Source organism: Methylosinus sp. H3A (assembly GCF_015709455.1).
Taxonomy (GTDB): Bacteria; Pseudomonadota; Alphaproteobacteria; order Rhizobiales; family Beijerinckiaceae; genus Methylosinus.
The window spans coordinates 4,045,710-4,066,936 of the sequence record NZ_JADNQW010000005.1; the positions used below are offsets into that span (position 1 = coordinate 4,045,710).

The 21,227-nt window shown below is 65.5% G+C and carries 25 protein-coding genes; 14 read left to right on the forward strand and 11 right to left on the reverse strand.

Features of this window, described 5'->3' with window-relative positions; genetic code table 11:
- Positions 1 to 49: 49 nt before the first annotated feature.
- Complete coding sequence (locus tag IY145_RS21715; RefSeq protein WP_246722147.1) at positions 50 to 211, reverse strand: hypothetical protein; 162 nt, start codon at positions 209 to 211, stop codon at positions 50 to 52.
- A 189-nt stretch (positions 212 to 400) separates the two neighbouring features.
- On the opposite strand from IY145_RS21715, the gene IY145_RS21720 reads away from it, so the two are divergent.
- From IY145_RS21720 to arsB, 10 genes are all read left to right on the forward strand, one after another.
- Complete coding sequence (locus tag IY145_RS21720) at positions 401 to 919, forward strand: arsenate reductase ArsC (RefSeq protein ID WP_312030623.1); 519 nt, start codon at positions 401 to 403, stop codon at positions 917 to 919.
- A gap of 60 nt (positions 920 to 979) precedes the next feature.
- Entirely contained in the window at positions 980 to 1,336 is a 357-nt protein-coding gene (locus IY145_RS21725) for a FecR/PupR family sigma factor regulator (protein ID WP_196410095.1), read from the forward strand.
- 42 nt (positions 1,337 to 1,378) lie between these two features.
- Positions 1,379 to 2,269 (forward strand): helix-turn-helix domain-containing protein, encoded by an 891-nt coding sequence (locus tag IY145_RS21730; protein ID WP_196410096.1) that lies wholly within the window; start codon positions 1,379 to 1,381, stop codon positions 2,267 to 2,269.
- A 147-nt stretch (positions 2,270 to 2,416) separates the two neighbouring features.
- Positions 2,417 to 3,337: a phosphotransferase enzyme family protein gene (locus tag IY145_RS21735; protein WP_196410097.1), complete on the forward strand. Its 921-nt coding sequence runs from the start codon at positions 2,417 to 2,419 to the stop codon at positions 3,335 to 3,337.
- Between the two features lie 185 nt (positions 3,338 to 3,522).
- Positions 3,523 to 3,867, forward strand: a complete 345-nt coding sequence (locus IY145_RS21740; protein ID WP_196410098.1) for a helix-turn-helix transcriptional regulator — start codon at positions 3,523 to 3,525, stop codon at positions 3,865 to 3,867.
- Complete coding sequence (locus tag IY145_RS21745; protein WP_196410099.1) at positions 3,864 to 4,373, forward strand: ArsI/CadI family heavy metal resistance metalloenzyme; 510 nt, start codon at positions 3,864 to 3,866, stop codon at positions 4,371 to 4,373. The genes IY145_RS21740 and IY145_RS21745 overlap by 4 nt, the downstream gene beginning before the upstream one ends.
- Positions 4,370 to 4,807 (forward strand): arsenate reductase (glutaredoxin), encoded by a 438-nt coding sequence (gene arsC / locus IY145_RS21750; RefSeq protein ID WP_196410100.1) that lies wholly within the window; start codon positions 4,370 to 4,372, stop codon positions 4,805 to 4,807. The genes IY145_RS21745 and arsC overlap by 4 nt, the downstream gene beginning before the upstream one ends.
- 18 nt (positions 4,808 to 4,825) lie before the next feature.
- Positions 4,826 to 5,182 carry an arsenite efflux transporter metallochaperone ArsD gene (arsD, locus tag IY145_RS21755; RefSeq protein ID WP_196410101.1) on the forward strand — a complete coding sequence of 119 codons (357 nt, stop codon included), beginning with the start codon at positions 4,826 to 4,828 and terminating at the stop codon, positions 5,180 to 5,182.
- 10 nt (positions 5,183 to 5,192) lie between these two features.
- Positions 5,193 to 6,962: an arsenical pump-driving ATPase gene (gene arsA, locus IY145_RS21760; RefSeq protein ID WP_196410102.1), complete on the forward strand. Its 1,770-nt coding sequence runs from the start codon at positions 5,193 to 5,195 to the stop codon at positions 6,960 to 6,962.
- An 88-nt stretch (positions 6,963 to 7,050) separates the two neighbouring features.
- Positions 7,051 to 8,097 (forward strand): ACR3 family arsenite efflux transporter, encoded by a 1,047-nt coding sequence (gene arsB, locus IY145_RS21765; protein WP_196410665.1) that lies wholly within the window; start codon positions 7,051 to 7,053, stop codon positions 8,095 to 8,097.
- A gap of 31 nt (positions 8,098 to 8,128) precedes the next feature.
- Here arsB and IY145_RS21770 read toward each other — a convergent pair whose 3' ends face one another.
- Positions 8,129 to 9,310 (reverse strand): amidase, encoded by a 1,182-nt coding sequence (locus tag IY145_RS21770; protein WP_196410103.1) that lies wholly within the window; start codon positions 9,308 to 9,310, stop codon positions 8,129 to 8,131.
- A gap of 172 nt (positions 9,311 to 9,482) precedes the next feature.
- On the opposite strand from IY145_RS21770, the gene IY145_RS21775 reads away from it, so the two are divergent.
- Positions 9,483 to 10,181 carry an aquaporin gene (locus tag IY145_RS21775; RefSeq protein ID WP_196410666.1) on the forward strand — a complete coding sequence of 233 codons (699 nt, stop codon included), beginning with the start codon at positions 9,483 to 9,485 and terminating at the stop codon, positions 10,179 to 10,181.
- A 93-nt stretch (positions 10,182 to 10,274) separates the two neighbouring features.
- On the forward strand, positions 10,275 to 11,075 hold the full coding sequence (locus IY145_RS21780; protein WP_196410104.1) for a cyclase family protein: 801 nt from the start codon (positions 10,275 to 10,277) through the stop codon (positions 11,073 to 11,075).
- Between the two features lie 28 nt (positions 11,076 to 11,103).
- Here the strand turns inward: IY145_RS21780 and IY145_RS21785 are convergent, their stop codons facing one another.
- On the reverse strand, positions 11,104 to 11,742 hold the full coding sequence (locus IY145_RS21785) for a biliverdin-producing heme oxygenase (protein WP_196410105.1): 639 nt from the start codon (positions 11,740 to 11,742) through the stop codon (positions 11,104 to 11,106).
- Positions 11,739 to 14,315, reverse strand: a complete 2,577-nt coding sequence (locus IY145_RS21790) for an HWE histidine kinase domain-containing protein (protein ID WP_196410106.1) — start codon at positions 14,313 to 14,315, stop codon at positions 11,739 to 11,741. Before IY145_RS21790 ends, IY145_RS21785 begins: the two co-directional genes overlap by 4 nt.
- Before the next feature lie 162 nt (positions 14,316 to 14,477).
- On the opposite strand from IY145_RS21790, the gene IY145_RS21795 reads away from it, so the two are divergent.
- Positions 14,478 to 14,954 carry a hypothetical protein gene (locus tag IY145_RS21795; protein WP_196410107.1) on the forward strand — a complete coding sequence of 159 codons (477 nt, stop codon included), beginning with the start codon at positions 14,478 to 14,480 and terminating at the stop codon, positions 14,952 to 14,954.
- On the opposite strand, the gene IY145_RS21800 is transcribed toward IY145_RS21795, so the two are convergent.
- The 5 genes from IY145_RS21800 to IY145_RS21820 form a co-directional block, all read right to left on the reverse strand.
- On the reverse strand, positions 14,905 to 15,318 hold the full coding sequence (locus tag IY145_RS21800) for a DUF2267 domain-containing protein (protein ID WP_196410108.1): 414 nt from the start codon (positions 15,316 to 15,318) through the stop codon (positions 14,905 to 14,907). The two genes, IY145_RS21795 and IY145_RS21800, sit on opposite strands and share 50 nt — an antisense overlap.
- 433 nt (positions 15,319 to 15,751) lie before the next feature.
- Positions 15,752 to 16,213, reverse strand: a complete 462-nt coding sequence (locus tag IY145_RS21805; protein ID WP_196410109.1) for an SRPBCC domain-containing protein — start codon at positions 16,211 to 16,213, stop codon at positions 15,752 to 15,754.
- Positions 16,214 to 16,294: 81 nt separating this feature from the next.
- A complete protein-coding gene (locus tag IY145_RS21810) occupies positions 16,295 to 16,633 on the reverse strand; it encodes a Rieske 2Fe-2S domain-containing protein (protein WP_196410110.1) in 339 nt (112 codons plus the stop codon).
- Between the two features lie 251 nt (positions 16,634 to 16,884).
- Positions 16,885 to 17,361 (reverse strand): hypothetical protein, encoded by a 477-nt coding sequence (locus IY145_RS21815; protein ID WP_246722148.1) that lies wholly within the window; start codon positions 17,359 to 17,361, stop codon positions 16,885 to 16,887.
- A 59-nt stretch (positions 17,362 to 17,420) separates the two neighbouring features.
- On the reverse strand, positions 17,421 to 18,281 hold the full coding sequence (locus tag IY145_RS21820; protein ID WP_196410111.1) for a bifunctional 5,10-methylenetetrahydrofolate dehydrogenase/5,10-methenyltetrahydrofolate cyclohydrolase: 861 nt from the start codon (positions 18,279 to 18,281) through the stop codon (positions 17,421 to 17,423).
- A 498-nt stretch (positions 18,282 to 18,779) separates the two neighbouring features.
- On the opposite strand from IY145_RS21820, the gene IY145_RS21825 reads away from it, so the two are divergent.
- A complete protein-coding gene (locus tag IY145_RS21825; protein WP_196410112.1) occupies positions 18,780 to 19,100 on the forward strand; it encodes a hypothetical protein in 321 nt (106 codons plus the stop codon).
- A 216-nt stretch (positions 19,101 to 19,316) separates the two neighbouring features.
- Here IY145_RS21825 and IY145_RS21830 read toward each other — a convergent pair whose 3' ends face one another.
- Positions 19,317 to 20,789 (reverse strand): MBL fold metallo-hydrolase, encoded by a 1,473-nt coding sequence (locus tag IY145_RS21830; RefSeq protein WP_196410113.1) that lies wholly within the window; start codon positions 20,787 to 20,789, stop codon positions 19,317 to 19,319.
- A 105-nt stretch (positions 20,790 to 20,894) separates the two neighbouring features.
- Entirely contained in the window at positions 20,895 to 21,209 is a 315-nt protein-coding gene (locus tag IY145_RS21835; protein ID WP_196410114.1) for an acylphosphatase, read from the reverse strand.
- Positions 21,210 to 21,227 lie beyond the last annotated feature (18 nt).

The following is a 21,227-nucleotide window of genomic DNA, read 5'->3' on the forward strand; positions in this document are numbered from 1 at the left end:
TCGACGGCGCGGCAAACACGTTTGTCTACACGAAGGTCGCCAATAATAATCAGAACGCCAGAGTGACCATCACCATGCCGAAGCCTTCCTCGGCCCTGAGCGCCTCTAGCAGAGAGATGATCTCCTCTTCGGTTTCTTCGTCGAGATCGCTCGTCGGCTCATCGGCAAGAAGCAAGCGCGGTTCGTTGATGAGCGCGCGCGATAGCGACACGCCGCTGCTCGCCGCCGGACATCTGACAGGGAAAAGCCGAGACGCGCCGAAACAGGCAAATCATACGCGCTCGGGTCTCCGCGACGAGGGCGACGAAGGAGCTCGATTTTTCCCTTGCCGACACGGCAGATCGCGATATAAGTCGATATGTCGATAGTTATCGACATATCGATATTAGGGGAGCGGCTCGTGACCGAAGACAATGTCTATAACGTGCTTTTTCTCTGCACCGGCAATTCGGCGCGCTCGATCATCGCCGAGGCGATCCTCGATCGCGTCGGCGCCGGCCGCTTCAAAGCCTATAGCGCGGGCTCGCGGCCGAGAGGCGAGGTCAATCCATATGCGGTAGCGATATTGGAGAGGTCCGGCTTCAAGGCGGACGGCTATCGCTCCAAAAGCTGGAGCGAATTCGCCGAGCCCGGCGCTCCGCCGCTCGATTTCGTCTTCACCGTCTGCGACGACGCCGCCAAGGAAGAGTGCCCCTATTGGCCCGGCCAGCCGATGACGGCGCATTGGGGCCTGCCGGACCCCGCCGCTGTCGAGGGGACCGAGGTCGAAAAGCATCTGGCCTTCGCCGACGCGTTCCGCATGCTCAACAACCGCATCTCGATCTTCACCTCTTTGCCGATGAAGGGCCTGGACAAGCTCTCCTTGCAGAGGCGGCTCGAGGAGATCGGCAAGGCGAAGCCGGTCGACGGGGCCGCCTGAGCGCGCCGCGTGCAGAGGCGGACGGCCTGATCACGCTCGAATCACCGGACTTGCGATCTGATGGAACCAGACGATCCGCCTTCCGATTTAGATCCGCTGCTGTGCGAGGCTCTTTCATGGGTCGTTCGCTTGCATTCGGGTGAAGCGACGCGCGCCGATTTCAACGAATTACAGCAATGGCGCGCAACGAGCGCCGAACATGAGGAAGTCTTCCGCGAAGCCTCGAGGCTCTGGCGTGTCTGCCGTGAGGCGGCGCGCCAGTTGGCCGAGGAAGCCGCGGCGGAAACGCCCGCCCCGGATCCGCCTCAAGCGGCCGCTCGATGCGATCCGCTCCAAAACGAATTCTCGAGAGATGACGATTTATCGATAGATAGCGACGCGTCGAGAAATCGACTATTTTCGACGAAGAAACACTGACGATCTCGAACATTTTTTGCGATCGATGGAGGCGGAGACAAAGTGGCGGAAGAACGGCTCGCCGCGGAGGAGATCGTCGGCATTTTCGAGGCCTTGGCGCAGACGACGCGGCTCGAGGCCTATCGCCTGCTGCTGCGCTATCTTCCCTATGGGCTGCCGGCGGGCGACATCGCCCGCCTTCTGGCCGTGCCGCACAATACGCTCTCGACCCATATCGCCCATCTCGAGCGCGCAGGACTCGTCCTCGGACGACGCGAGGGGCGCTCGGTCATCTACGCCGCCAATTCCAGCAAATTGGGCCATGTGCTCACGACGATGCTGGCCGATCTCGGGGCGTCGCTCGACGATGTCGCGCTCCCCGCTCTCGCGGCGCCGGCCTTTCCGCAGAAGCGTCCGAAATCGGCGGGCGAGCGGGCGCGCAATGTGCTGTTTCTGTGCTCCGGCAACGCCGCGCGCTCCATTCTGGCCGAGGCGATCCTGAACCGCGAGGGCGGCGACCGCTTTTGCGCTTATTCGGCGGGCAGCCGCCCCGCCGAGCGGCCCGATCCGATCGGCGTCGCATTGCTGTCGTCGCTCGGCTATGACACGCGCGCGTTTCGCTCCAAGAGCTGGAAGGAATTCACCAAGCCAGATGCGCCGCGCATGGATTTCGTCATCACCCTCTGCGACGACATATGCGAGCAACCCTCTGGCCCCTGGCCACGCAACACGCTGCTGGCGCATTGGGGCGTCGCCGACCCGGCGCTGGCAAAGGGCGACGACGTCCAGAAGCGCGCCGCCTTCATGGAAGCCTATCGCCGCCTCGGCGCGCGGCTGACGGCCTTCGTCAATCTGCCCTTCGAGTCGCTGGACCGAACGGCTTTGAAGAGCCGCCTCGCCGATATTGCGGCGATGGAGGGGGCGACGGAGTTGGCGGTGAATAATGCTGCGTGAGGCGGTGGGTGGGGTGGAGCGCCGATAGCGGTCATTTGACGCGTACGCCGAATAGCTGATTTCGACCCAATCTGGACGCTCCCCGCCACTTAGTCCTGCCCCAGAAAAGGACGTTGAGACTATCCTGAATCTTGGTAGGCTCGTGTCATGATCGATCCAGCATTTCTGTCTGCGTTCCCTTTCGAGCATCCAGAGCCGCCCGTTTCATTGTACGACTATGCACCGGTCTTCCGAGTGCGAGACAGACACGGCGATTGGGTAGTGAAGCGCACTGGGCTTGTCCATTCAGGCGGGTCAGCCATCGGTCAATGGTTGACAGCGCTGCGGAGTCTGGGTGTCAACGTCGTCGCCCCGGCTTTGCACTTCTCACCGAACCCCCGCCGACTAGATGATGGCAAGGAATGGGTGGTCTATCCGTTCGTGTCCGGAACCGCCTATCACGCCCGGGACAGCGAGATTCGTGCAGCCGGGGAATTACTCGGGCAGATGCACGCGGCCGATCTGCCTGAGACGCGTATGCTTGCTACCTACGATGCGCCGGTGGTTCGATCCGCAGAGTGGGTCGAACGCCATCTCGCCACCGCCGAGGAGCCGCTTCGCCTCCATGGTATGAATCCCGCCACTATTAGGGCAGTCGCGGTCAGCCGCACAGCGCGAGCGGCACCGATTGCGGGTCTGCCGCTCGCCGGGTGCAGCTTCGACTTCAAAGCTTCGAACTTGGTCTTCGGGCCAGAGCCAGTTTTGGTCGATCCGGACCATGCCGCCAGAATGCCTCGCGTGTTCGATCTTGCCGTGGCCCTGCTGCTCTTCCACTGCGATCTACCGACTGCTCCGGGACGGCTATGGACGGCCGCTGAGTGGCGCGGCTTCCTTCAAGGCTATCGGCTGCATGTGGCCTTCACGGACCTTGAAGTGTCCAGTTGGGAGGAAGTCCTCAATCTGGCGCGGCTCGATCAGGCGATCTGGCTGCTTGGCAATTGGCCGGAAGGATGGAGAGATCCGAAGGAAGGGGCCTACCTTGCCAACCTGGCAACCATTGATCTCGCGTGCTTCTCGCTGGTGGCCTGAAGCGATCCAAGGCATTGTCGGCTCTTGTGAAGCCGGTCCCCAAGAGCGGAAATGTCGCTTTCCACCCTTCAGAGACCTGCAGGTCAGAACGGTATAACGGCTGCTTCGGGTCACGAGCCGAAGTTCGCCGCGCCCACCAAGCCCCCACACCTTGACGCGCCCAACATTTCAAATATAATGGAACTATGGAAAAGACATCCGCCATAACCGCCCTCGTCGCCCTCGCCCACGAGTCGCGCCTCGATATTTTCCGACTGCTGATGCAGGCCGGCCCTGAAGGGCTTCCCGCGGGAAAAATCAGCGAGCGGCTCGGGCTTCCTTCGACCACTCTGTCGTTCCACCTCAATCAGCTCAAGCACGCCGATCTCGTGACCTACCGCCGCGACGGCCGCTCCTTGATCTATTCGGCCGCCTATCCCGTCATGAATGCGCTGCTCGCCTATCTGACGGAGAATTGCTGCAAGGGCGACGCCGCCGGTTGCTGCGTCACTGACGCGGAGACGACCTGCCAGACCGAGAGGGTTCCATGAAGCGCCTGCATCTGCATGTGTCCGTCGACGACCTGCCGCGATCCATCCACTTCTACAGCGCGCTGTTCGGCGTCGCGCCGACGGTCGCAAAGCCCGATTACGCCAAATGGATGCTCGACGATCCGCGCGTGAATTTCGCCATCTCGGCGCGGGGCGCGAGCCCCGGATTGGAGCATCTCGGCATTCAGGTCGAAACCACGGATGAGCTGCAAGACGTCTATGGACGCCTGAAGCAGGCCGGCGGCCTCGTCTATGAAGAGGGCGCGACCACCTGCTGCTATGCGCGGTCGGAAAAATCCTGGATCGCCGATCCGCAAGGGCTGATGTGGGAGACCTTTCTCACGACGGGCGAGAGCCCGGTCTATGGAGGCGATCCGGCGCTGGACGCGCTGAAGAGCGAGGCGAATGCCTGCTGCGCGCCGACGACGCCGCAGGGCGAATGCTGTCCGCCGAAGCCGGAGCTTCCCGCAAAGGCGCCGTGCTGCGGCGCGAAGGAGCCCGCATGAGCGCGTCCGATGTGATCATCTATCACAATCCCGATTGCGGAACCTCGCGCAACACGCTCGGCCTCATCCGCAACGCCGGCATAGAGCCGCATGTGATCGAATATTTGAAGACGCCGCCGACGCGCGCGCTGCTCGAGCAGCTCATCGCGCGAATGGGGATTTCGACGCGGGCGCTGCTGCGGGAAAAGGGCACGCCTTTTCACGAGCTCGGCCTCGGCGATCCGACGCTGAGTGACGAGCGATTGCTCGACGCGATGATGGCGCATCCGATCCTCATCAATCGGCCGATCGTCGTCACATCGATGGGCGTGAAGCTGTGCCGTCCGTCGGAGGCGGTGCTGGACATTCTGCCGCTGCCGCAACGCGGCGCGTTTTACAAGGAGGACGGCGAGCTCATCGTCGATTCTGCCGGCCGGCGCGTGGCGACGGCATAACAATCGGAGGAGACGAATATGACGGCAATCGAAATCTATGACCCGGCGCTCTGCTGCAGCACGGGCGTGTGCGGAACCGAGGTCGATCAGGCGCTGGTGAGCTTTGCCGCCGATGTCGATTGGGCCAAGCAGAACGGCGCCCGCATCGAGCGATTCAATCTGGCCCAGCAACCGCTCGCCTTCGCCGAGAATGCGATTGTGAAAGCCTTTCTCGAGCGCTCTGGACAAGAGGCGCTGCCTCTGGCGCTCGTTGCGGGCGAGGTCGCTCTCGCCGGGCGCTATCCGAGCCGTAGCGAGTTGGCGCGCTGGGCCGGCCTCGTCGAGACCGCGACGGAGCCGAAGCAGAGCGGATGCTGCGGCGGCGGCAGTTGCTGAAGGCCCCCAGATGAAATTCCTCGAGCAGCCGCCGCGTTTCCTGTTCTTCACCGGCAAGGGCGGCGTCGGCAAGACGTCGATCGCCTGCGCGACGGCGATCGCGCTCGCCGAGGCCGGACGGCGGGTGCTGCTGGTCAGCACCGATCCGGCGTCCAATGTGGCGCAAGTGTTTGGAACGATCATCGGCAATCGGATGACCGACATTCCCGGCGCGCCGGGCCTGTCGGCGCTGGAGATCGACCCGCAGGCCGCAGCGCGGGCCTATCGCGATCGCATCGTCGGCCCGGTGCGCGGCCAGCTTCCGGACGCGGTAGTGAAAGGGATCGAGGAACAATTATCGGGCGCCTGCACGACGGAGATCGCCGCCTTCGATGAATTCACCGCGCTATTGGTCGATTCCGCGCTGACCGCGCCTTACGACCACATCGTCTTCGACACGGCGCCGACGGGACATACGATCCGCCTGCTGCAATTGCCCGGCGCCTGGAGCGGCTTTCTCGAATCCGGCAAGGGCGACGCCTCCTGCCTCGGGCCGCTGGCGGGGCTGGACAAGCAGCGCGCGCAATATGGCCGCGCCGTCGAGGCGCTGGCCGACGCCGCGCGCACGCGCCTCGTGCTCGTCGCCCGCGCGCAGCGCTCCACGCTGAACGAAGTCGCCCGCACGCATAAGGAGCTGGCGGCGATCGGCATCGCGCAGCAATATCTCGTCATCAACGGCTTTCTGCCGGAAGAGGAGGCGAAGCAGGATGCGCTCGCCGCCGCCATCTTTGAACGCGAGCAGGCGGCGTTGCGCGCGCTTCCCGCCGAGCTCGCCGCCCTCCCCTGCGACCGCGTCGCGCTGAGGCCGTTCAATCTGGTCGGCCTCGACGCTTTGCGGCAATTGCTCGTCGAAACGCCGTCGCCGGCGAGCGCGAGCGAGGACGAGCCGATCGCGCTCGACGCGCCGAGCCTGTCGGAGCTGGTCGACGCCATCGCAGCGGAGGGTCACGGCCTGGTGATGCTGATGGGCAAGGGCGGCGTCGGCAAGACGACTCTGGCGGCCGCCGTCGCCGTGGAGCTCACGCGCCGCGGCCTGCCCGTTCATCTCACCACTTCCGATCCGGCCGCGCATCTTTCGGAAACGCTCCACGGATCATTGGAGCATCTGAAAGTGAGCCGCATCGATCCGCACGCCGAAACGGAGCGCTATCGTCGCGAGATATTGGCCGCCAAGGGCGCCAAGCTGGACGCCGCGGGCCGCGCGCTGCTGGAAGAAGATTTGCGCTCGCCCTGCACCGAGGAAATCGCCGTGTTTCAGGCCTTCTCGCGCGTCATCCGCGAGGCGGGCGAAAGCTTCGTGGTGATGGATACGGCGCCGACCGGCCACACTCTGCTGCTGCTGGACGCAACGGGCGCCTATCATCGCGAGGTGGCGCGCCAATTGGACGCCAAAGGCGCGCATTACACGACCCCGATGATGCAATTGCAGGATCCGAAACAGACCAAGGTTCTGCTGGCGACGCTCGCCGAGACGACGCCCGTGCTCGAAGCCGCGAGCCTGCAAGCCGATCTGCGGCGCGCCGGAATCGAGCCTTGGGCGTGGATCATCAACAATAGCGTGGCCGCCGCGCATCCGCATTCGCCGCTGCTGCGTCAGCGCGCGCGCAATGAAATACGCGAGATCGACGCCGTCGCCGCCACACATGCGCGGCGCTATGCGATCGTCCCGCTGCTGAAGGAAGAGCCGGTCGGCGTTCCCCGCCTTCTGGAATTGGCGGGCCACATCGTCGCCGCAGCCTGATACTTTACCGAAAGGAAGTCCGATGGACCCGCGCGCAACTCCGGCCGCCATGGAGCCTGATCGAAGCAAATCCGCCGCAACGCCCGCCATGGGCGTTTTCGAGCGCTATCTGACCCTATGGGTCGCGCTCTGCATCATCGTCGGCATCGCGCTCGGCCAGGCGGCGCCCGTCGTTTTTCACACCATCGGAGAAGCGACGGTCGCGCAAGTGAATCTCCCGGTCGCGGCGCTGGTGTGGCTGATGATCATCCCCATGCTGCTGAAGATCGACCTCGCCGCACTGGCGCAAGTGCGCGAGCATTGGCGCGGCATCGCGGTCACGGTCGGCGTCAATTGGCTGGTCAAGCCCTTCTCTATGGCGCTGCTCGGCTGGCTGTTCATCGCGCATCTGTTCCGGCCCTATCTGCCGGCCGATCAGATCGACGCCTATATCGCCGGCCTCATTCTGCTGGCGGCGGCGCCCTGCACGGCCATGGTCTTCGTCTGGTCCAATCTCGTCGACGGCGAGCCGCATTTCACTCTGTCGCAAGTCGCGCTCAACGACACGATCATGATCGTCGCCTTCGCGCCGCTGGTCGCTCTGCTGCTCGGCCTGTCGTCCATCACTGTGCCCTGGGGCACGCTGCTTCTGTCGGTCGGCCTCTATATCGTCGCGCCGGTGATCGCATCGCAGCTCTGGCGCCGTGCATTGCTGGCGAAGGGCGGCGCCGCGGCGCTGGCCGCGACTCTGCGTGTGCTCGGCCCTCTCTCGCTCGGCGCTCTGCTGCTCACTCTCGTCATTCTGTTCGGCCTGCAGGGCGAGGAGATCATGCGTCAGCCGCTGGTCATCGCGCTCCTCGCCACGCCGATCCTGATCCAGGTCTATTTCAACGCCGGCCTCGCCTATCTCCTCAATCGCCGCCTCGGCGTCGAATGGTGCGTCGCCGGACCTTCGGCGCTGATCGGCGCCAGCAATTTCTTCGAGCTGGCCGTCGCGACGGCCATAGCCCTCTTCGGCTTCCAATCGGGCGCGGCGCTCGCGACCGTCGTCGGCGTGCTGGTGGAGGTGCCGGTCATGCTCTCTGTCGTCCATATCGTGCGCCGCTCGCGCGGATGGTACGAAGGCGCCGGCGCCCCGATCGGGAAAATCGGCTGAAAGGGCGAAATCACAGTTTCGGAGACGTCGGCTACAGCCGTTCCGCGAGCCCCCGCGCCGCGGCGATCAGCCGCCGGTCGGACCAGCGCGGGCCGATCAACGAAATTCCGAGCGGCGGCGCGCCCGCGGGCCGCGACAGCGGGACGCTGATCTGCGGCAGGCCGAAGAAGCTCGCAAAGAGGAAAGTGCGGAACATCAGATAACGCTTGCGATCGAGCTCCTCCTCGCCTTCCGTCAGCAGCGGCGAGACGAAAGGCGTCGTCGGAACGACGAGCAGCGTTTTGGGACCGAACATGGCCGCAACGCGCGCGCGCGCCGCGCTGCGAAAGGCGTCGGCCTCGGCCTTCGCCGCAGGAGTGACCGTCGCCGCATAATCGAAACGTCCCGCGACGCCGGGCCCGAAATTCGGCTTGGCCGCCGCGATCCACGCGCCATGCGCGCGCCAGGCCTCATAGGCTTGGAGATTGCGGAAATGACGCAGCGACTCGGTCCAGAACGCCTCGCCGAGCGCAGCCTCGCGGCAGGCGAAATTCTGCGCGACGGCGGCGCGCGCCGGCTCCATCGCGGCGCGCGTCTCCTCGTCGCATTGCGCGAAGGCTTCGGGAAGGATCGCGGCCTCGTCGAGCGCGTCGCCGGAGAGATCGCGCGGCAACAGCACGTCCCCGACGCGCGCCAAAAGATCGACGTCGCGTGCGAACCAACCGAGCACATCGAGCGATTCGGCGAGCGGAACGACGCCATTCACCGAGATCGCGCCATGCGATGAGCGGAAGCCGAAGATTCCACAAAAGGCGGCCGGCGCGCGGCAGGAGCCCGCCGTATCCGTGCCCAGAGCGAAATCGGCGAGGCCGGCGGCGACCGCGACCGCCGAGCCCGACGAGGAGCCGCCGGGATGCCGATCCGGCGCGGCGGGATTGACCGGCGTCCCGTAGCGGGCGTTGGCGCCGAGCAGGCTATAGGCCATCTCGTCCATATGCGCCTTGCCGGCGAGCCGCGCGCCCGCGGCGAGCAGCCGGTCGACGACTGGCGCATTCATGCCGGCCGGCGCATGGGTCGCCGCCCATGTCGGCTGTCCATTCGTGGAGACATGGCCCTCCACATCGATATTCTCTTTGACGACGAAGCCCTTGCCGGTAAGCGGCGCATCGCCGACGGCCTGCGTCGGCGACCGGACGTCGAGACGAATGGTCAATGCGGACGAATGATCGACCATCGGTCTGGCGCCCCTCTCTCGAGTCTTCTCATGTTTCGCGTCTCCAACGCCGAGACGAGCGTCCGCTTCGACTGGAAACGCTGTAAGAGCCTAAATTCATTTCCCGTTCATCGACGATGATGATTTTCATCATCGCACCGATTTTTCAAGATCGACAGGAGTTGAAATGACTGTGAAAAAATATGTCGCCGAAGCGATCGGCACGGGCGCATTGGTTTTGCTGGGATGCGGCTCGGTCACGCTCGGCGACCTGGGCGGCGTTCTGAGCTCCACGCAAGGCGTCGGGCCGCTCGCCGTTCTGCCCATCGCCTTCGCCTTTGGTCTGACGGTCACGGCCTTCGCCTATGGCATCGGGCCGATCTCGGGCTGCCACATCAATCCGGCCGTCTCGATCGGCGCCTGGTCCGCCGGCCGCCTCTCGACCCTCAATCTCATCGGCTATGTCATCGCGCAGAGCATCGGCGCGATCGTCGGCGCCGCTGTTCTCTATGCGATCCTGAAAGGCCGCGCGGGCGGCTATGACGTCGCCGTCGCCGGGCTCGGTCAGAACGGCTGGAGCGATATCACGACGACCTCCGCCTTTCTCGCCGAATTCGTCGGCACATTCCTGTTTCTCGTCGTCATCCTCGGCGCGACCTCGGCGAATGGCGGAACCTCGGCGGCGGGAATCGCCATCGGCCTGGCGCTGGTGGTGATCCATATCGCGCTCATCCGCGTGACCGGCACCTCGGTCAATCCGGCGCGCTCGCTCGGACCGGCCGTGTTCGTCGGCGGCAAAGCGCTCGAGCAACTCTGGCTGTTCATCGCGGCGCCACTGCTCGGCGGCCTGACGGCGGGACTGCTGTTCCGCTGGAGAAGCCTCGAGCCCTGACGCGTGCTCTCGGGCTCCGGCCTCGGCAATCCCTGATTGGACCGGGGCCCGAGAGAATGACATAGTCGAGCCTCCTTTTCGGGAGGTCGCGCGATGGCGCTGCGGATCGTCGGCGGCTTCCTTTTCGTCCTCTGCTCCGCGGTCTCGCATTCGGCCTTCGGGCAGAGCCTCGATCTTTCCAAATCGACCATCGTCGATCTCACTCATCCGTTCGACGCCAAGACGATCTATTGGCCGACCTCTCCGTCCGGCTTCGAGCTCAAATCCCTGCACAATGGGCTGACCGAGCGCGGCTATTTCTACGCCGCCAACAGCTTCTGCTCGCCCGAGCACGGCGGCACGCATCTCGACGCGCCGCTGCATTTCGCTCGAGGCCATTGGACGAGCGCCGAAATTCCGGTCGATCGCTTCGTCGGGCCGGCGTTCGTCATCGATGTGAGCGCCAAAGCGGCCGCCGACCACGATTATACGCTGAAGCCCGAAGACATCGCCGAATGGGAGGCCGCGCATGGGCGCATTCCCGAGGGCGCGATCGTGCTGCTGCGCACCGGCTGGAGCGCGCGCTGGAGCGACCGCAAGGCCTATCTCGGCGACGACACGCCCGGCGACGCCTCGCATCTGCATTTCCCCGGCTATGGCGCGCAGGCGGCGGCGCTGCTGGTCGTCGATCGCCACGCCAAGCTGATCGGCGTCGACACGGCCAGTGTGGACAATGGCCCGTCGCAAGATTTCCTGGTGCATCGCATCGTCGCCGGAGCCGACGCCGCCGGTCTCGAAAATCTCGACAATCTCGACAAGCTGCCGGCGACAGGCGCGATCGTCTTCGCTCTGCCGATGAAAATCGCCGGGGGCACCGGCGGCCCGGCGCGCATCGTCGCGGTCGTCGCGAAATAATCCAGCGGACGCGCGTTGCGCATTCCGTCTATTTTCCCGGAGCGCCGCGCATGGTGATCGGCAAGGTCGGCGTGAAATTCTGATCGGCGAGCCAGCGCTCTAAGGCGTGAAAGCTCGCGCGCGCCCCCTCGACGATCTCGGGCAGCAAGCCCCGCGCGGCGCCGGCCTCCAGCGCCGCGCAGCATTGGCGCCAGCCTTCCGCGTCGCCGCCCGAAAGGAAGCGTCGGCCGCGCGGATTTCCGTCCCCGAGCAAGGGATCGAGCGCGGCGGCGAGACGCATCGCGCCCAATGTCGATCCTTCGCGCACATAGAGCGCGCCGAGCCATTCACCAGGACTGCGCAACGCCGGAGCCTCGGCCATCGGCAGAATGGCGATCGCTTCGCCCATCGCGCCGAGATCGACGAGGTCGCGCGCCAGGAGATGCGCGCGCGCGCCGATGCGCAGATCGACGCCATGACGCAGCGAGGCCTCGGTCAGCGCGCGCTCGAAGGGCAGATGAAATCCGTAGAGGCGCGCCAGCAGTTGCAAATATTGCGTTGGCGCGATCGTTCCCGCGGCGAGCGCCGCCAGCGCCGGATGGCCATGCAGCCGCTGATGTGCGGCATGGGTCGCGCTGCGCAGAGCCGCGCGCGCCGGCGAAATGCTCTCCTCTACTCGGCTCGTCATGGCGCGGCCTCCCCGGACAGGGCGCGCGACAGGGCGCCGACGAGCTCCTCGGGCGAATAGGGCTTGGGCGCGACGGGCCGGCCGGCGAATCTCGGCGGCACCACCATCCGGCTCTCGAAGCCCGTCGTGAAGACGAAGGGAACATGCGCCTCCGCGAGCGCGTCGGCGACCGGCCATACCGGCTCGCCGTCGAGATCTATGTCGAGCAGAGCAACGTCGAAATCCTGTCGTAGCGCCGCGCGCAGCCCGTCCCAGACCGTCGTGCAGGTCTGCGCGATCTCCATCCCCCATTCCTCGAGCACCTCGCGGACCGAAAGCGCGACGAGCGCGGCGTCCTCGACGAGCAGAACGCGGCGATGCGACAGCGACCCCGCCGCCGGCTCGGCCGCGGATGCGGCGCGTCCCCCGCTCTCGCGCGGCCCCTTGGCGAAAGCGATCTGCGATACGGGAATGCGAAGGCGGCATTCGACGCCGCTCGGCGCGAAATCGAGCTCCGCTTCGCCGCCGAGATCGATCGCCATGGTGCGTTCGATCAGCATGCGCCCGAATCCCGAGCGCTTGGGCGGCGCGACCACCGGCCCGCCGCTCTCCTTCCAAGTCAGCAGGAGCCGCTCCTCGCCTTTCTCGCGGCGGCGGCGCCATTCGACCCGCACGCGCCCGCCCGGCGCCGACAGCGCCCCATATTTGGCGGCGTTGGTCGCGAGCTCGTGGATCGCCATGCTGACGGCGAGCGCCGCCTTGGGTTTCAAGGCGATTGGTTCGCCGCGCATCTGGCAGGCGTTCTCCTTCGCCTGGCGAAACGGGGCGAGCTCGTCGTCGACGATGGCGCGGATCGACAGCCCCTCCCAACGGCTCTGCGTCAAAAGACTCTGCACGCGGGCCATGGTCAGCAGCCGGCTCTGCAGCGTCGCGTTGAAGTCCTCGAGCGAGACGGCGGAGCGCGCGGTGAAGCGCACCAGCGACTGGATCACCGACAATGTGTTCTTCACGCGATGATCGAGCTCGGCCATCAGAAAATCCTGGCGCGCCTGCGCCGCCTGCCGCTCGCGCATCGCGAGATCGAGCGCATGGACGAAGACCTCGAGAATGGCGAAACGCAGCGATCTCGCGACCTCGATCTCGCCATCGCTCCAGGCCCGCGATTGGAGACGCACCGTCTCCTCCCAGGCTTCGAAAGAGGCGCGCGGCGTCAGCGTCGGGCCATCGGCCTCCACGGCCTTCGCCGGATTTCCGGCCCAGCGCACGACCTGCCGCAGCTCGCCGCGAAAGAACAGCACATAATCCTTCGGCTCGCGCGAGACGGCGATGGCGAGGACGCCCGCGGCCACGTCGCCGAAGGCCTCCGCCGGCGCATAGGACAAAGGCAGGCGATCGGTGGCGAACACGCCCTGTTTCGAACGCTCGTGCATCCAGTGCAGCAGCGCGCCGATCTGTTCGGCGGACGGCGCGCCGCCGAGCGTCGCACATTTGCCGTCGACGAAGACGGCGCAACCGTCGGCCTCTATCAGATCGAGCAGATTCGGCCGTCCCCCGAGCAGCGCGCCGGCGAGGTCGGCCCGGCCCGACATCGCGCCGACGAGACGGCTCTGGACCTCGCCCGCGCGCATGCGCAGCTTCGCCGCCTCGGCCTCCGAACGGCTCTGGAACTCGAAAGAGATCATTTGCGCGAATAATTCGCAGGCGGCGCGCCGGCGCATGTCGAGGAAATGCGGCGTTCGATGATGGCAGGCGACGAGGCCGAACAGCTTGCCGCCGACGACGATCGACAAGGACATGGAGGCGCGCACGCCCATATTGGCGAGATAGCGCAAATGCACGGGCGAAACGCTGCGCAGCGCGCTATGGCAAAGATCGAGCGGTCGGCCTGTCTTGGGCGAGAGCGCGGGCTCGATCGGCGCCGGCGTATAGCGCGCATCGGGAATGAGCCGCAGCCAATTGGTCAGATAGAGCTTGCGCGCCTGCGCAGGAATATCCGAAGCCGGAAAGCGCAGGCCGAGATAGGATGGGCGCTCCTCCGTCATCGTCTCGGCGATGACGCTCCCCGAGCCGTCCGGCAGGAAACGATAGACCATCACATGATCGAAGCCCGTCGCATGGGCCGTCTCCCGCGCGACCGCCTCGGCATAGGCGTCTATGGTTTCGGCAGCAGCCGCCGAAGCGAGCATTTTCTGCACGAGTCCGAGCGGATCGCGTTCGGCGCCGCCGCGACACGGCTCCAGCTCGACGAGGATCGCGCCCTCGCCGACATGGACCGCGCCCTCGAGCGCGACCGCCCCTTCGCCCGGCTCGGTCTCGAAGCCGAGACAGGAGCGCGGCCCGGCGGCGCCGGCGACGATGCGCGTCAGCCGCGTCGCCGCCACGGCGCCGAGCCGCGCCTCGACGCTCTGGCCGAGAAGCGCGCGATGCGAGGCGCCGAGCAACGCCTGCGTGTCGCCGGCGATCTGGACGATGCGCATGTCGTCCGGATCGATAGCCAGGAGCACGCCATGCGGCTGAATCGCCCCCGGCGTATGGATCGGCTCGCGATCGCAGATCGTAAGATCGATGCCCAATGGGGCGTCGCGTGACGTCATCGCCTCGCCGCTCCAGCGTCCTGTCTGCGATAGGCGGGCATATAAGGCCGAAAGCCTCGGCATGTAGGGGCGCCGGCGCCGCGGCCGTCGCGGTGAATCAAAATTAACCATTGCGCCCTTAAGCTTCACAACTATTGCGAGACCTGACAGGACTGAATTTCGATGCGCTTTCATGTCGGCCGGAATTATCGAACGGACGGAGCCAGAGACCGGAGGACCGCGCCGCAAACCGCCCCGGACCTCGTCTTCGCGGCGAGATACGCCGCGCGGGCCGGCGCGCCCGCCGCGCCGCGCAAAGCCCCGATCGGGCGCGCCGTCTTCGTCGCGACAGCGCTCGCGGCGCCTCTCCTCGGCGCGCGGGCCTATGTCGATGCGACGAGAACCGAGCCCGCCGCCATCGCCGCCAAGGACGCTGCGCCCATGATCCGGCAGGCCGAGCTGCCGCCGGCGGCGCCTCCGATCATGATGGAGCGCGCGGAGATCGATCCGACGGCGATCGATCTGACGGCGACCGGCTCGACGCCGTCTCGCCAGGAGGAGGCGCGTCCCTCGCCGCCCCCCGCCAAGGCGCGGCGAACGACGAAGGATGTCAGCCGTTCGGCCAGAGAAACTTCGAGAGGCCCGGAATCGTATCGGTGATCGTCTGCAGCCTGGCGCGGCCGATCGCCTGCTCGGCGAGCACGAAAACCGCTTTGGCGAGCTTCTGCAGCTGCGCGGCGGACAGGCCCATGCTCGTCAGCCGCGACGTGAGCTCGATCACATCCTTTTGATTTTTTCCGACGAGCGTCCCCAGGCCGCCGAGCGCCAAGCCGAGGATGCCGCGGCGCGGCGCGGCGACCGCGTCTTCGACCGCCTCGCGACCGCCGGGCACTTTCGCGATCAGCTCGCCGCCTATGGCGGCGTCGCGCTTCTCCAGAAACGCAAAAATATGGCCGATCGCCAGACGCGCCGTCGGCGTCGATATGCCGACGTAATTTCCGATAGATGCGGCGATTTCCTCCATTGGCCCTCCGATTCGTCGAACGCACGCGCGCGAAAGGCGCGCGCGTGTTTCTATAGCGTTTTGCGTCTGAGCGGACACATGCCGACATGCGACAGCGCCGCCGGGGCGTCTGCCTCGACGGCGCTGCGTTCGTCCTGAGCGCCGCGATTACGCAGGTCACCAATCAGCGCGGGCCTGACGGGAACACGGCCGCCGAGGCGGGAACGGACACGAAGGGGTTCACGGCGGCGCCGAGCGCGACAAGAGCCGGCAGCAAGGGGCGGAGCTTCTTTTTCATCGACGCTTTCCTCTTACGGTCGCGGCCTCATGGCGCGCGCCGTCTTTATGCGTCGACGAGAGGGGCGCCGCTGTGCGCGTCCGCACAGGGCGCGTTTCGATGAAACTGCGGGCAAAGCGCCGCGAGCGTCGGCGCGAATCCGCGCCGCGCCGAATGTCAGGGTTCGTGCTCGAGGAGATCAGGAATGCGCTTGGCGAGGCTTCGCATCACGCTGTCCGCGCCTTTGAGCATGATGTCATAGAGCGCATCGGAGGTCGGATCGGTGGAGATCCCCTCCTGGACGAAGTGGAAATGCGTGCCGCCATTCGGCAGCGCGGAGATCGTCCAGGTGACGGTCACATCCATGTAATGACCGAAGCCCTTGAGCTCCTCATGGCCGCCCTTCCATCGGAAGCTGAGCTTCTCGCCGGAGACGACCTCGAGCACTTTGCATTGGAACTCGCCGTCCCAACGCTCGATCGGGCGGCTCCAAATGGTGAAAGAATGGCCGACCTCGGGCCGGATGTCGTTCGGGAAAAACCAAACGGCGAGCCATTCCGAATCGGTCATGGCGCGCCAGACTGCGTCGACCGGATGCTCGAAGTCCTTCTCGGTCGTGATGGTTCGCGTCTCGGGCACGGCTGTCGCTCCTGTTTCAGATTTAGAAGCAACATCCCTGCCAAAAGCGCGACGTCGACGCGACGCCGGAACCGCGGCCGATCAGGCCGGCGCGCGCGCCGCCTTGGCCGCTCCGAGATCGACCTGGATCTCGTCGCCCTCCACCCGCAGCTCATAAGGATGCAGAGCGTTGCGGACGAGATGCGTCACGCATTTGCCGTTCACGCCGTCGAAGCCCCAATTGTGATAATTGCAGAGCACGGTCTTGCCGTCGAAGGCGGCTTCGTTCAGCGGCATGTCGGCATGTGGACAGCGGCCGCGAAAGGCCTTGAGCTCGCCGCCCGTCGGCCAGACCACGAGCACGCTCTTGCGGCCGGCCTGAAAGAGGCCCATGGCCCCTTCGCTCACGGCGCTGGTGTTACAGATAAAGGTGAACGCCATCGGATCGCCCTCAAAGAAGAAGCTGCCCGCGGCGACACGCAAGTTATGGACCAGAAACCACCCGGCCGCGGCGGCGCCATGCTCTCCCGGATGCGCACCTTCGAGCCTCGGAGAGACACCGGAAGCTCCCGGGCGGGATCGCATGGCGAGCGCCACAACGATCGATGTGGCGTCGAAATTCGCTAAAAACATCGGACTGATTGTCGCAATATGCCCGATGTCTCCTCGGCAGCACGGGGGCGGCGAAAGCGCTATCCGCCGCGTCCGCGCTCGGCGTGCTCGATCAGCAGCAGAAGATTTTCGAGAATGAGAATCGAGGTCAAAGGCCCGACCCCTCCGGGGACCGGCGTGAGCCGAATATCCAGATCCTCGAGCGCCGCGGCGTCCACATCTCCTGCGAGCTTGCCGTCGATGAAGCCGACGCCCGCGTCGATGACGAGCTGTCCTTGCGAAAAATAATCGCGTCCGAAGAAACGCGGACGCCCCGTCGCCACGAAGACGATGTCGGCCGCGCGCGAGAATTTGGGAATGTCCGGCGTCGCCGAATGGCAGACCGTGACGGTGGCGCCGGCGTTGACCAGCAAATTCGCGAGCGGCTTGCCGACCGTGCGTCCACGCCCGATGACGACGACGCTCTTGCCGAGGAGCGGCCCCTGCGACTCTGCGAGCGCGATGCAGGCGCGCGGCGTCGCGGGCGCGATGAAGCGCTGATGATTCGCTAAAAACATCGGACTGATTGTCGCAATATGCCCGATGTCTCCTCGGCAGCACGGGGGCGGCGAAAGCGCTATCCGCCGCGTCCGCGCTCGGCGTGCTCGATCAGCAGCAGAAGATTTTCGAGAATGAGAATCGAGGTCAAAGGCCCGACCCCTCCGGGGACCGGCGTGAGCCGAATATCCAGATCCTCGAGCGCCGCGGCGTCCACATCTCCTGCGAGCTTGCCGTCGATGAAGCCGACGCCCGCGTCGATGACGAGCTGTCCTTGCGAAAAATAATCGCGTCCGAAGAAACGCGGACGCCCCGTCGCCACGAAGACGATGTCGGCCGCGCGCGAGAATTTGGGAATGTCCGGCGTCGCCGAATGGCAGACCGTGACGGTGGCGCCGGCGTTGACCAGCAAATTCGCGAGCGGCTTGCCGACCGTGCGTCCACGCCCGATGACGACGACGCTCTTGCCGAGGAGCGGCCCCTGCGACTCTGCGAGCGCGATGCAGGCGCGCGGCGTCGCGGGCGCGATGAAGCGCTGATGGGGACCATTCTGCAGCAGCGCGCCGAGATTGCCGACGGAGAGGCCGTCGGCGTCCTTATTCGCCGGGATGAGATTGGTCACGTCGATCTCGTCGAATTCGGGCTTCGACGACATGACGACAATGACGCCGTCTATGTCCGACCGCGCGCATAGATCGTGCATTCGCATTTCGATTTCCGCGTAGGAGCCCGCATGCGAGAGATCGACGGCCTCGAAAGCGGCGCCGACTTCCTCGGCGTGCTTGCGCTTGACGGCGACATAGCTCAGCGCGGCCGGATCGGCCGAGCAGACGACGGCCGCGAGCTTTGGCGAGACGCCGCGCGCCTTCAGCGCGCCGATAGCGTCGACGAGCGCCGCCTTACGGGCGGCGACAATCTCTTTGCTATAGATTTTCTGCATTGGGCGCGCCTTTTCATTGCCGTCGGCTCGTCGTTAGAGCGCTTTCCGCTCGAACGGAATCCCAAGCGCCGCACTCTATCCGCGGCCTTTCGACGCTGTCACGACCGTGGTCGCCGCATGGCCGCCATCATCGTCGTGGCCCGCGCCTTCGGCTCTCGGCAGAGTCTCGGCGCGACGATCGAGATCGAACGCCGCGCCCTGCCCGTTCCGGAGAAACACGCAGCCGCGCAGCGCATCGCGCCTCTTGTCCGATCGAGCGCGGCGCGACGCATTGTCGGCCTCTCTGCACCGAACATTTCGAATTTTTCCCTGTCTCCTCCATTCGAAGGATAACGAGGCACGACGCTTGCGTTAGGGTGGATCGGATAAAGCGCACGTTCCATTTTGAATCGGATCGGCTGCGTCCGCGTGAAAATATTGCGTTAGTACAATGATTTGAGAGTCTCGCGTTGTGGAACTCTCGACCACTGCGCCAAAACGACACAGATGACATCGCCGATGAGCAAGAAAAACGATCCTTCGATCAATTATGATCCATCCGCCGAGCGCGCGCGACGACGCCCGCTCTCCTCCCCTTCGGTCGGCGGCGGCGAAAAATCGCCGATGGACGAGCCACTGGCGGACAAGCTGCGCCATGTCCGGGCGATCCTTCGCGCCGTCGAAGAATCGCGGGAGCAGAATCTCGTGACGAAGCGCCTATTCGAGCCGACGGCGATCGACTGTCTCAAGCAGCTGGTCGAAGCCCTCGATAGAGACGACGGCGTCGAAGCGGCTCTCGTCGACGCGCGCACGATATTGAAGACCGCGGGAATGGGCTGAACGGGCTGAACGGGCGACGCCTGTCGGTTCGGGATCTCGCGCCGGAGCCTACGCATCATCGTCGTCGAGCCTAGAAGACCGCGAGCTCTCGCTTCGCGTCTACGAGAGCAGCGCCTACCGCTCGCGCAGGGACCAGAAGCGGCGCCGCTTTCCGGCGCATGCTCCGAGCAATTGAAAATACCCGGCCGCGCGATTTGCGCGACCGGGGTTGTTTTCTCAATTGGCGGCGGCCTTCTTCTGGCCGATCGCCGCGCGCAGCTCGTCGAGGCTGGCGACACGGCCGTGCAGACCCGCGATGCGCTCGACGTCGAGACCGAGCTTCTGAATATTGTCGTAGAGATTGACCGAGAAGGGATTGGGCGTCGCCGGAGGCGGCGCGCCAACGGCGGCCGGCGTATAGGCGTCGGCCTCGATAACGAGCTTCTCCTTCGGCAGATAGACGAGCGCGAGATCATCGGAATGGCCGCTGCCGGCAATGTGATGAATCTCGATCGCATGCACGTCGCCGAGCGCGCGCTTATGCTCATAGGTCTCGAATTTCGCCGCCTTCTTGGAAGCCGCGAGGCGATCCGGACGCAGCGTGTGCGGCGCCGCCCAGGCCTTTTCGTAATAGGCCTTGCTGATGTCCTGCGTCACAATGGTCGCGCCGGCGTCGACGAAAGTACGCAGACCGCCGGAGTGATCGAAATGCACATGGCTGTTGACCACATATTTGATCGGCTTGCCCGGTATGATCTCGCCGACCTTCTGGATCAGCGCGATCGAGCGCTCCTCGCTCAGCGGCGCCTCGATCAGCACGACATGGTCCTTCTCTTCGACAGCGACGCTGTGATGCGTGCCGCCGGTGAGATAATAGACGCCGTCGCCGAGCTTCTCGGACGCCACAGTGACGACGGGCGCGGGCGCGCTCGCGACATTGGCCGGAACAGCGATATCGACGGCGCCATTGGCCTTGGCCGAGGCGACGGAGACATGCAAAATTTCATGACCGCCTTCGCTGCGATGAATCTCGGCCGGGAAATGCAGCCCGCCGAAATCCTTATAGCCGGAGAATTGCGTCTCCAGCAGCGTGTCGCCGAGCACCGGCGTGTCGATCCAGGTCTTGATCGCCGAGACGTGATTATCGGCGCCGATCGTTCCGACGAAGCGGCGATTGCCGATGGCGAAAGAGACCTCCACGCCGGAGCCGGTGGTTTCCGACTTGGCGCTATTGGCGAGCGCCGCCTTCAGAAAGCCCTGCGGCGTCGTCCAGATTTCGGCGACGCGCTCGTCGACGACGGCGGGAGCCGGCGTCGCGACCGGCGCGGCGCCGGGAGCCGCGCCCTGCGGCGGCGCGACATTCCAGGCCTTGTCGCCCACCACATACCATTCGAGCTTCTGCTCGACGGGCGCCGGCCGCGCACGGCCGTCCGGCGTCTGCGAGCGGGTGATCAGCACGCGCTCGGCTGCTTTGTCGAAGTCGATCGCCGCGCTGAAGGCGGACACGTCGAACTTCGGCCAATCGCCGCCGGGAACAGGCGCCTGGCCGAATTGGCGCCAATGGCCCGAGCCCGCGAATTCCAGCGTCTTGACGCTGGCGGCGGAAGCAAGCGTCGCCGCCTCCTGGAGCGAAGCGGCCTGCGCCGCTCCCGCCCAGACCGACGCGGTCAGTCCGAGTCCGGCGAGTGTCTTGAAACTGCGTATCGACATGAGAACCTCTCTTCCTTGGTGAGGCGGGTCGTTCCCGGCGCGTCGTAACGCGCCGATGCTTCAGGGAATGGCGCCGCGTCCGCTCGTCCGCGGCGTAAGGGCGGCTCACACCGCCGGGGCGGCGACAAAACCGCTCTCGCCGCCGCCTTCCGCGAGCGCGCGAGCGTCGGCTTCGTCGACGCGATAGGAATCGATGCGCGCCGTCGCCGGTCCTCTCGCCGCGAGGGCGAGAAACTCGTCGACGACTTCGGGAGCGCCGGCGATCAGCGTCTCCACGGAGCCGTCGCTGCGATTGCGAACCCAGCCGATGAGATGCAGTCGTCCCGCCTCGCGGGCGACAAAGACCCGGTAGCCGACATTCTGCACGCGTCCGTCGACGATTATGCGGACGATGCGCGTCTCGCTGTCTGGCTGCGGCACGGAATTCTCCAATCGAAA